At 70.4% G+C, this 7073-nt stretch carries 5 protein-coding genes and 2 pseudogenes; 4 read left to right on the top strand and 3 right to left on the bottom strand.

What is annotated here, in order from left to right:
• Nucleotides 1–202, bottom strand: a pseudogene (locus Q0480_RS05080) (hypothetical protein); the annotation flags it as partial.
• A 123-nt stretch (nt 203–325) separates the two neighbouring features.
• Nucleotides 326–805, bottom strand: coding sequence for a thioredoxin-dependent thiol peroxidase (gene bcp, locus Q0480_RS05075; RefSeq protein WP_299131273.1), 480 nt, complete (start codon nt 803–805; stop codon nt 326–328).
• 71 nt (nt 806–876) lie between these two features.
• Between bcp and queA the strand changes: the two genes are divergently transcribed.
• The 4 genes from queA to lpdA all read left to right on the top strand — a co-directional run bounded on the left by queA (nt 877) and on the right by lpdA (nt 5376).
• Nucleotides 877–1920, top strand: coding sequence for a tRNA preQ1(34) S-adenosylmethionine ribosyltransferase-isomerase QueA (gene queA, locus Q0480_RS05070; RefSeq protein ID WP_299131272.1), 1044 nt, complete (start codon nt 877–879; stop codon nt 1918–1920).
• Between the two features lie 82 nt (nt 1921–2002).
• On the top strand, nt 2003–3286 hold the full coding sequence (locus tag Q0480_RS05065; protein WP_299131271.1) for an MFS transporter: 1284 nt from the start codon (nt 2003–2005) through the stop codon (nt 3284–3286).
• Nucleotides 3287–3317: 31 nt separating this feature from the next.
• Nucleotides 3318–3887, top strand: a complete 570-nt coding sequence (locus tag Q0480_RS05060; protein WP_299131270.1) for a DUF924 family protein — start codon at nt 3318–3320, stop codon at nt 3885–3887.
• A 94-nt stretch (nt 3888–3981) separates the two neighbouring features.
• On the top strand, nt 3982–5376 hold the full coding sequence (lpdA, locus tag Q0480_RS05055; RefSeq protein ID WP_299131268.1) for a dihydrolipoyl dehydrogenase: 1395 nt from the start codon (nt 3982–3984) through the stop codon (nt 5374–5376).
• Nucleotides 5377–5417: 41 nt separating this feature from the next.
• On the opposite strand, the pseudogene Q0480_RS05050 reads toward lpdA, so the two are convergent.
• A pseudogene (locus Q0480_RS05050) lies at nt 5418–7073 on the bottom strand (hypothetical protein); the annotation flags it as partial.

The raw sequence follows: 7073 nt of genomic DNA, 5'->3' as shown, positions 1-7073 counted from the left end.
TCCCCGCCGCATGCAAGTCCGCGACAGCAGCGGCCGCCGTGGCGCCAGCCCCGATGCGCCAATTGTCGATATTGCCGCCATGCACGCCCGGCGGAATGGTCGAGACCCGTTCATTCACCGCAGGCGCCACGCCCGCCGTGCCCAGGAACTGCCGGCGGTCCAGGTCGCTCGCCGAGACGGGAGCCTTCTGTCTCTTGCTCATGTCGGCCCTCCTTGCGAGTTCATGATCGCACCGCGTTCCTTTGAGCCACAAGGGTCTGGGGCCCCCAATTCTCCGCCGACACGCGGCGATCCGCGGGACGCGCGCCGATCCGCCCGCGGGGTGTCAGATCACCCGGGCGGCCGCGAGAACTTCGTCTGCGTGGCCCGCGACCTTCACGTTGCGCCAGATCCTGGCGATCCGGCCTTCGCGGTCGATCAGGAAGGTAGCCCGCTCGATGCCCATGAATGTCTTGCCGTACATCGATTTCTCGCCCCAGACGCCATAGCGTTCGGCGACGTCGCCCGCTTCGTCGGAGAGGAGGATCACCCCGATCTGGTGCTTGTCGCGAAACTTGTCGTGGCTCTTGACGCTGTCCTTCGAGATGCCGATCACCACCGTCTCGGCGGAAGCGAAGGCTGGCAGCTCGCCGGAGAATTCCACCGCCTCGATGGTACAGCCCGGGGTATCGTCGCGCGGATAGAAATACACCACCACCCGCTTGCCGAGGAAGTCCGACAGCGAGGTCTCACCACCGCCATCGCGGGGCAGGGTGATGGCCGGCGCGGCGTGGCCGATCTCGATGGCCGCGGCCTGGTCCGTCATGAACTCCTCCGATCGCGGACGTTGTGGCCCGCCTCCGCGCAAACTATACGGCGGCGACCGAAGGACAAGTGATGCGCCTCGCCGATTTCGATTTCGCCCTGCCCGAGGACCTGATCGCGCTGCGCCCCGCGCGCCCGAGGCCCGCTTCGCGTCTGCTGGTCGCCGGTCCCGAGCGGATCGAGGATTCCACGGTCGCGGCGCTCGGGACCTGGCTGCGCCCGGGGGACCTCCTCGTTCTGAACGATACGAAGGTGATTCCGGCGCGGCTGACCGGAACCCGCGCGCGGCCGGGTGGCGCGGTGGCGCGGGTCGAGACGACACTGATCGCCCGGAGCGGCGACGGCCTCTGGCGCGCGCTCGCCCGGCCGGGAAAGCGGCTCGTCGCCGGCGATCGGATCGACTTCGGGGCGGAGCTGTCGGCCGAGGTGCGCGACAAGGACGGCGCCGAGATCCTGCTCGCCTTCGATCGCGACGGCGAGGCGCTCGAGGCCGCGCTGCTCGCGGTCGGCGAGACGCCGCTGCCGCCCTATATCGCCGCCCGGCGGGCGCCGGACGCCCGCGACCGGGAAGACTATCAGACCGTCTTCGCGACGCATCCCGGCGCGGTCGCGGCACCGACGGCGGCGCTGCATTTCGACGCGCCGCTGCTGGCGGCTCTCGAAGCGCAAGGCGTACGGCGGACGCGGGTGACGCTGCATGTCGGGGCGGGGACCTTCTTGCCGGTCAAGGTCGAGAATCCGGACGAGCATCGCATGCATGCCGAATGGGGCGAGATCAGCGCGGACGCCGCCGAGGCGGTCGCCGCCACGCGGGCCGCGGGCGGGCGGGTGATCCCGGTCGGAACCACCGCGCTCCGTGTGCTGGAAACCGCCGCCGCCGGCGGCGGCATCGCGCCCTGGCGTGGCGAGACGGCGATCTTCATCCGCCCCGGCTACCAGTTCCGGGTCACCGACGGACTGATGACCAACTTTCACCTGCCGAAATCGACGCTGATGATGCTGGTCTCGGCGCTGATGGGCGCGCGGCGGATCCACGCGATCTACGCCCATGCGATCGCGGAGCGATACCGTTTCTTTTCCTATGGCGATGGCTCGCTGTTGCTGCCGAACGGCTGAAATGGCTTTATGATGTCGCGGCTGAGCGGTTCGGAACCGTCGGCGCGTCGGATGCTCGGCGACAAGATTCGGACAGCCCGCGATGCTCTTCATCCTGAAAAATTCGTGGGCCCTGCTGCTCGGCATGATGCTTCTGATGGTCGGCAACGGCCTGCAGGGGACTCTGCTCGGCATTCGCGGCGCGATCGAGGGCTATGACGCCACCACCATGGCCTGGGTGATGAGCGGCTACTACCTCGGCTTTCTGGTCGGAACCCGGCGGATCGCGGCCATGATCCGACGCGTCGGGCATGTGCGGGTCTTCTCTGCCCTGGCCTCGCTGGTCTCGGCGGCCTTCATCCTCTACGCGCTCGACCCGAGCCCGGCGCTATGGGTCGCCATGCGGTTCGTGATCGGCTTCTGTTTCGCCGGCATCTATGTCGTCGCCGAGAGCTGGCTGAACGAGGCGGCGACCAACGAGACGCGGGGACAGGCGCTGTCGCTCTACATGATCGTGCAGATGGTCGGCATCATCTCGGCGCAGGCGCTGCTCAACTTGGCCGATCCCGCCGGCTATTCGCTGTTCATCGTGATGTCTGTGCTGGTCTCGGTCTCCTTCGCGCCGATCCTGCTGACCGTCAGCACGGCGCCCGCCTATCTGACGACGAAGCCGATGACGCTCCGCCAGCTCTTCGCGATCTCGCCGCTCGGCTGCGTCGGCACCTTCGCGCTCGGCGGCGTCTACGCGGCGATCTTCAGCATGGCCTCGGTGTTCGGCACGCAGAAGGGCCTCGATGTCGGCGAGATCGCGAGCTTCGTCGCCGCGATCTATCTCGGCGGGCTCGTCTGCCAGTTCCCGATCGGCTGGATCTCGGACCGGATCGACCGGCGTGTGCTGATCATCGGCATGACGGCGGCCGGCGCGGTGGCGAGCTTCGGGTTTTTCTTCCTGCCGGACCGGGGGGCCTTGCTGCTGGTCGGCGGCTTTCTGGTGGGCGGGATCGCCAATCCGCTCTATGCGCTGCTGATCGCCTATACCAACGACTTTCTCGATCCCGCCGACATGCCGGCTGCCTCGGGCGGACTGCTCTTCATCAACGGGCTCGGCGCGATCTCCGGCCCGTTCCTGATCGGCTGGCTGATGACGCGTTTCGGGGCGGATACCTATTTTCTCTATCTGGCGGGGCTGTTCGGGCTGGTCGCGGGCTATGGCGCCTATCGCATGTGGCGGCGGCCCTCGCGCCGGGCCGGCAGGGCCTACGCGCCCGTGCTGCCGCAATCGTCGCCCGTGGCGCTCGAAGTGGCGCAGGGTGTCGCCATCGACTGGGCGGCGGGCGCCGTGCCCGCCGATCAAGGGGAATTGGAAGACGACGCCGCGCGGGCCTGATCTCGCGCGGTGAAGAAAGAAAGGGACGGAAATGGACCAGACGGCCGAGGATATCCTGAAATTCTGGCTCGACGAGGTGGGTGAACAGGGCTGGTTCGATCCATCCGACGGGCTCGACGATCTGATCCGCGAGCGCTTCGGCGCGTTGTGGGAGCGGGCGCGGCGTGGAGAGTTCGACGGTTGGACCTGCGAGCCGCGCGCCTGCCTCGCGCTGCTGATCCTGCTCGACCAGTTCCCCCGCAACATGTTCCGGGGCGACCCGCGATCGTTCGCCAGCGACGGCAAGGCGCTCGCCATCGCCACGCGCGCGATCCGGCGTGGTTTCGACCGACGGGTCGGGGGGCGGGAGCGGCCGTTCTTCTATCTGCCGTTCACGCACTCGGAATCGGTCGCCAATCAGGAAAAGGGCATGCGGCTGACCCTCCTGAGCGCCGGCGACCCCGAGCAGGTCCGCCACTCCCGGGCGCATCGCGCGGTCATCCGCCAGTTCGGGCGCTTCCCCTACCGGAACGCCGCGCTCAGCCGTCGTTCGACGCCGGAGGAGGCCGCGTTCCTCGAAGCCGGAGGCTATCGCCTGGCCTATGGGCAGGCGGCGGGCTGAGCCGGTCCGCCGATCCGGCCCGGCGGCTCTGGCCGGGTCGGGACAAATCGGCTAACAGCGGGCGAAAGCGACGTATTCTCCGGGGGCTAGGCGCATGGTTGGCAAGACCTACGACGTGGCGATCATCGGCAGCGGCCCCGGAGGCTATGTCGCCGCGATCCGCTGCGCGCAGCTCGGCATGAGCGTCGCGATTGTCGAGCGCGAGAATCTCGGCGGCATCTGCCTCAACTGGGGCTGCATCCCGACCAAGGCGCTGCTGCGCAGTTCCGAGGTGTTCCATCTCATGCACCGGGCGAAGGAGTTCGGGCTGAGCGCGGAGAACATCGGCTTCGATCTCGAAGCGGTGGTCGAGCGTTCGCGTGGAATCGCGAAGCAGCTGAATTCCGGCGTCGGCTTTCTGATGAAGAAGAACAAGATCGACGTGGTGATGGGCGCGGCGAAACTGGCCGGCGCCGGCCGGATCGCGGTCGCCACCGACAAGGGCGAGCGGATCGTCGAGGCGAAGGCGATCATCCTCGCCACCGGCGCCCGCGCCCGCGATCTGCCGGGGCTCGAGGCGGACGGCGCGCGTGTCTGGTCCTATCGGCATGCGCTGGTGCCGCCCCATATGCCGAAGAAGCTGCTGGTCATCGGTTCGGGAGCGATCGGCATCGAGTTCGCGAGCTTCTACAACACGCTTGGCGCCGAGACGGTGGTGGTCGAGGTGCTCGATCGCGTGCTGCCGGTCGAGGATGCCGAGATCTCGGCCTTCGCGCGAAAGCAGTTTCAGAAGCAGGGCATGACGATCCTGGAGAACACCACCGTGACGGCGCTCGACCGCGCGCCTGACAAGGTCGTCGCCCATATCGAGGCGGCCGGCAAGATCGAGGTTCGGGAGTTCGACACGGTCATCTCGGCCGTCGGCATCGTCGGCAATGTCGAGGGTATCGGCCTCGAGGCGGCCGGGGTGAAGGTCGAGCGGACGCATGTGGTGGTGGATGCATACTGCCGGACCGGCGTGCCCGACCTCTACGCGATCGGCGACGTCGCCGGCCCGCCGTGGCTCGCGCACAAGGCGATGCACGAGGGCGTCATGGTGGCCGAACTGATCGCGGGCCTCGATCCGCATCCGACGCGGCCGGGCGACATCGCCGGCTGCACCTACTGCTATCCGCAGGTGGCGAGCGTCGGCCTGACGGAGGCCAAGGCGAAGGCGCAGGGCTATCAGGTCAAGGTCGGGCATTTCCCCTTCATCGGCAACGGCAAGGCGATCGCGCTCGGCGAGCCCGAGGGGATGATCAAGACCGTGTTCGATGCGAAGACGGGCGAACTGCTCGGCGCGCACATGGTCGGGGCCGAGGTGACCGAGCTGATCCAGGGCTATGTCATCGGCCGCGCGCTGGAGACGACCGAGGTCGAGCTGGCGAACACCGTCTTCCCGCATCCGACGCTGAGCGAGATGATGCACGAGGCCGTGCTCGACGCCTATGGCAAGATGCTGCACATGTAGCGCGTCGCGGGGCGGGGCGCCGGGGCGCCCCGCCGGATCGTCTATTCGGCGAGCTTCAGCAGGGTGTCGCGGCCGCCGCCGGTCAGGCGGACGGTATCGGCGCCGACGGACGCGACCTGAACGCCCGACAGGTTGTCGCCAGCGCGTACCCGTTTCACCTTGCCGTTCGGCAGGCGGACCAGCGCGTGGCGCTCGCCCTCGACGCCGAAGACGCCGAGCAGCGAGACGCTGCCGCGCGACAGGCCGGCCTTCTCGACCGTCGGCCGGGCCGCGACCATCTGCTTTTGCGGAGCCGTCTTGGCCGGGGCGAGGCTCGCCTGGCGGACGGTCGGCGCGGCGGGGCGCTGCGCCACCACCTTCGGCGCGGGAGCCATGACCGGCGCGCGCGTGGCGACGGGCTTCACCGGGACAGCCTTGGTGGTGACGGTTCTGGTCGGGACGGTCGTTACCGGGACCGGCTTCGCCGCGATCGGGACCGGTTTCGCGGTGATGGGCGTCGGCTTTTCCGCCAGCGGCGCGCGGGTCGCCAGAACGGCGGGCTTCGGCTTGACGCGCACGGTCACCGGCTGGGCCTTCACCGGCTGGATGGCCGCGGCGCGGACCGGCCTCGGCTCGGGCGCGGCGACGGTGGTGGCGGCGACGGTGGCGGCGACCAGCGCGGCGGCGTCGGTCGCCGTGCTGAGCGAGGCGACGCGTACCGGCTCGGCGGTGGCCTTGTTGACCGCTCCGGTGATCGCGGCGGAGAGCGCGGCCGGCGGCGCGCCGAGCGGGCGTGCCCGGGGACGAAGGCCGTCGGCGACCGGCGCGGGCCTTGTCGCGAGGGCCTTCGGCGCGACCGTCGCGACCGAGGCCTGGGAGGGGCGTGGCGCGGGCCGGCCGGCCGCGTCGAAGGACGCCACCGGCGCGGCGGAGCCGGGACGGCGGGGCGGCGCCGGAACGGGCAGGATGCGCGCCGCGATCCGGTCGGCGGAGAGATCGTCCGTGGGCTTCAGCCCCGCGAGTTCCGGCATGTCGCGCGTCCCTTGCGTCACCACCGGCCCGAGCGGCGCCGGCGCCTTCGGCGCGGCCTCCGCCACCAGCCGCGGCGACGGCGCATGGCGCGGCGGGGCGATGGCGACGACAGGCGCGGCGACCGTCGAGGCCAGGGGCGCGGCCACCGGAGCGGTCTCGACGCTGGCCACCACCAGCGGCGCGACCGGCGCGGCGAGGGCCGGGGCGAGCGTGTCAGGGGCGGCGGCGAGGGTCGTCTCGGGTTCGCCGGCGCCGAGCAGGAAGGTCAGCGCGAGGAAGACCGCCGAGGCCGCGACCGCGCCAATGGCAAGGCGCGTCCGGGGCGGGGCGGAGCGCGTGACGTCGCGCCAGATCGGCGGTGTCAGGCGGGGCGGGGCGGCGAAGCCCGGAAAGGCGCCGGCGCCGACGATCGCGGCCGGCCGCAGTCCAGCCCGCCGCAGGAAGCCGCGCGTTTCGGCCAGCGTCGAGCGGCGCACCGCCACGACGGGCGTGCGGCCCGAGGCGTCGCGGGGGCCAAGCACCGCGGCGAGATCGCCCGGCGGCACGAGCTCGAGCAGCGACGCACCGCTCCGGATCGACACGGCGCGCGCCGCGAGGTGTTTCGGGCTCGCGCGCAGTGCCACGTCGCGGGGCGGACCGTCCAGCACGAGGAGGTCGTGCAGGCCGTCGCCGTCCTCGTCCGCGCC

The sequence above is a fragment of the uncultured Amaricoccus sp. genome (assembly GCF_937891315.1).
Lineage (GTDB): Bacteria > Pseudomonadota > Alphaproteobacteria > Rhodobacterales > Rhodobacteraceae > Amaricoccus.
Note: the sequence above shows the minus strand (reverse complement) of the source record. Positions and strands in the feature narration are given on the sequence as shown.

What these genes read in the sequence shown, in the direction of transcription:
- bcp (WP_299131273.1), bottom strand. Translation starts at nt 805, where the DNA reads ATGACGGACCAGGCCGCGGCCATCGAGATCGGCCACGCCGCGCCGGCC.
- queA (WP_299131272.1), top strand. Translation starts at nt 877, where the DNA reads ATGCGCCTCGCCGATTTCGATTTCGCCCTGCCCGAGGACCTGATCGCG.
- Q0480_RS05065 (WP_299131271.1), top strand. Translation starts at nt 2,003, where the DNA reads ATGCTCTTCATCCTGAAAAATTCGTGGGCCCTGCTGCTCGGCATGATG.
- Q0480_RS05060 (WP_299131270.1), top strand. Translation starts at nt 3,318, where the DNA reads ATGGACCAGACGGCCGAGGATATCCTGAAATTCTGGCTCGACGAGGTG.
- lpdA (WP_299131268.1), top strand. Translation starts at nt 3,982, where the DNA reads ATGGTTGGCAAGACCTACGACGTGGCGATCATCGGCAGCGGCCCCGGA.